General features: G+C 70.0%; 2 protein-coding genes. Both read left to right on the forward strand.

The window, feature by feature from the left end; genetic code table 11:
- Positions 1-58 precede the first annotated feature (58 nt).
- Positions 59-246 (forward strand): hypothetical protein (locus tag AOK01_RS45520; RefSeq protein WP_245702500.1); only part of this gene is annotated, 188 nt, incomplete at its 3' end.
- Between the two features lie 1572 nt (positions 247-1818).
- The coding region (locus AOK01_RS45525; RefSeq protein WP_245702501.1) for a 2-oxoacid:acceptor oxidoreductase family protein at positions 1819-2765 on the forward strand (947 nt) is incomplete at its 3' end.

The raw sequence follows: 2765 nt of genomic DNA on the forward strand, positions 1-2765 counted from the left end.
GACACCGACACCGACACCGACGCCGACATCGAGCGGCTTCACGCTGGAGGACCGTTATCTGCAGGAGGAGGGCAGGGTCTACCTCACCGGCGTGCAGGCCCTGGTGCGCCTGCTGTTCGACCGGATCAGGCATGACCGGCGTGCGGGTCTGGACAACGCGGCCTTCGTCTCCGGTTACGAAGGGTCGCCCCTGGCCGGGTTCGATCTGGAACTCATGCGCCGGGTTCCGCTGCTCACCGAGCACGGNNGCCAGTTGGCCGGAGAGGTGGGCAGGCTGCGGACCGACGGCGTCGTCGGGCTCTGGTACGGAAAGGCGCCGGGCCTGGACCGGGCGACCGATGCCCTGCGCCATGCCAACCTCGTCGGCACCTCTCCCCGCGGAGGAGCCCTCGCCCTCGTGGGAGACGACCCCGCGGCGAAGTCCTCGTCGGTGCCCTGCGCCTCGGAACTCGCCCTGGCCGACCTCGCCGTGCCGATCTTCTACCCGGCGGACTCGCAGGACATCCTGGACTACGGGCTGCACGCCGTCGAACTGTCACGGGCCAGCGGCGTGTGGGCCTCGATGAAGATCGTCGCCAATGTCGCGGACGCGGCGGGCACCGCCGTGGTGCATCCGGTCTGGCAGCCACCCGTCCTGCCCTCCGGGGCCTACACCCACCGGCCCGACGGGCATCTGCTGGGCGCGGGCCTGGCGAAGCTGGAGCAGAGCCTGCACCACGTGCGACTTCCGCTGGTCCAGGAGTACCTGCGGGCCGGCAAGGTCAACCGGATCCTCAACCAGACGCCGGACGACCGGATCGGCATCATCACCGCGGGAAAGACCCACCTCGACGTACAACAGGCCCTGCGCAGTCTGGGCCTGGACGACAAAGGCCTGGCCCGACTCGGCATCCGGCTGCTGAAACTGGCTGTCATCCATCCACTCGAACCCACCGTCGTCCGTGAGTTCGCCGCCGGACTGCGCGAGGTGATCGTGGTGGAGGAGAAGCGGTCCTTCGTCGAGGCGGCCGTCAAGGACACCCTTTACGGCATCACCGGCGCCCCGTCCGTCCACGGGAAACACGGTCCCGACGGGACGACGCTGTTCAGCGCGGTCGGGGAACTCGACCCCGAGAGCATCGCCGCCGGCTTCGCCAGGCGCCTGGCCGACCACGGGTTCCGCGCACCGTCATCGTCATCGTCATCGTCACCGACCCCGCGTCCGCGCGAACGGGTCTCGCTGCCGCTCCTGGCGCGTACTCCGTACTTCTGCTCGGGCTGCCCGCACAACTCCTCGACGAAGGTCCCCGACGGCTCGCTGGTCGGCGCCGGCATCGGCTGTCACACCATGGCCGTGTTCATGGAACCGGAACAGGTGGGCCATGTCGTCGGCATGACGCAGATGGGGGGCGAGGGCGCCCAGTGGTTCGGCATGGCCCCCTTCCTCGACGACGACCACTTCGTCCAGAACATCGGTGACGGCACCTTCATGCACTCGGGCAGTCTCGCCGTCAGGGCCGCTGTCGCCTCCGGCGNNCCGCCGTGGCCATGACCGGCGGTCAACAGCCCGTGGGGGCGCTGCCCGTCGACCGGGTGGCCGCCCTGCTGCTCCTCGAAGGCGCCGCCAAGGTGATCATCACCAGCGAGGCTCCCGACCGGCTGCGTAAAGCCGTACTCCCGAAGGGTGTCGTGGTCCGCCACCGCGACCACCTCATCAGCAGCCAGGAGGAACTCGCGGCCACTCCCGGCGTCACCGTACTCATCCATGACCAGGAGTGCGCCGCCGAGAAGCGCCGCAAGCGACGCCGCGGCACCGTGGCCACACCCACGACCAGGGTCATGATCAACGAGCGGATCTGTGAGGGCTGCGGGGACTGCGGAGCCAAGTCCAACTGTCTGTCGGTGCAGCCGGTCGGTACCGAGTTCGGCCGTAAGACCGCCATCGACCAGTCCTCGTGCAACCTCGACTTCTCCTGCCTCGACGGCGACTGCCCCTCGTTCGTCACCGTGACACCGAGCGGTCGCAAGTCCGGGCCGAAAACGCCTGAGCTGGCCGCGGCCGACCTTCCGGAGCCCGACCGCCGAGACGGTCAAGCCGGTCAAGGCGGTCAGGACTCGTTCACCGTGCGCATCACCGGCATCGGGGGCACCGGTGTCGTCACCGTCGCGCAGATCCTCGCGACCGCCGCCGTACTCGACGGCAAACACGTCCGCACCCTCGACCAGACCGGCCTGGCGCAGAAGGGCGGAGCGGTCGTCTCCGACATCAAGATCACCTCGGGCGTCGTGGCACAGGCGGCCAAACTGGCCAGGTCGGAATGCGACCTCTATCTGGCCTGCGACATCCTCGTCGGCGCCGACCCCAAACACCTCGCTGCCGCGGACCCCGGCCGCACCACCGCCGTGGTCTCCACGACCGAGGTCCCCACCGGCCGCATGGTGGTCGACACCGAGGTCGCCTTCCCCGAGCAGGGGCCGGTGAAGGACGCCATCCGCGCGGCGAGCGCCCGCGCCCTCTACCTCGACGCCCGCGCCCGGTCCGAAGCCCTCTTCGGCGAGGACCGGTTCGCCAACGTCCTCCAACTCGGCGTGGCCTACCAGAGCGGAGCGATGCCGCTGCCCGCGGAGGCGATCGAGGAGGCGATCACCCTGAACGGCACGGCGGTCCAGGCCAACCTGCAAGCGTTCCGCAGGGGCCGGCAACTGGTCGCGGATCCCGCAGCGGCCACCGCCGCCACCACCGCATCGCCGCCCAGCCCTCCCGCCGTCCCCGGGGTCACCACCCC

Source organism: Streptomyces aurantiacus (genome assembly GCF_001418335.1).
Classification (GTDB): domain Bacteria; phylum Actinomycetota; class Actinomycetes; order Streptomycetales; family Streptomycetaceae; genus Streptomyces; species Streptomyces aurantiacus.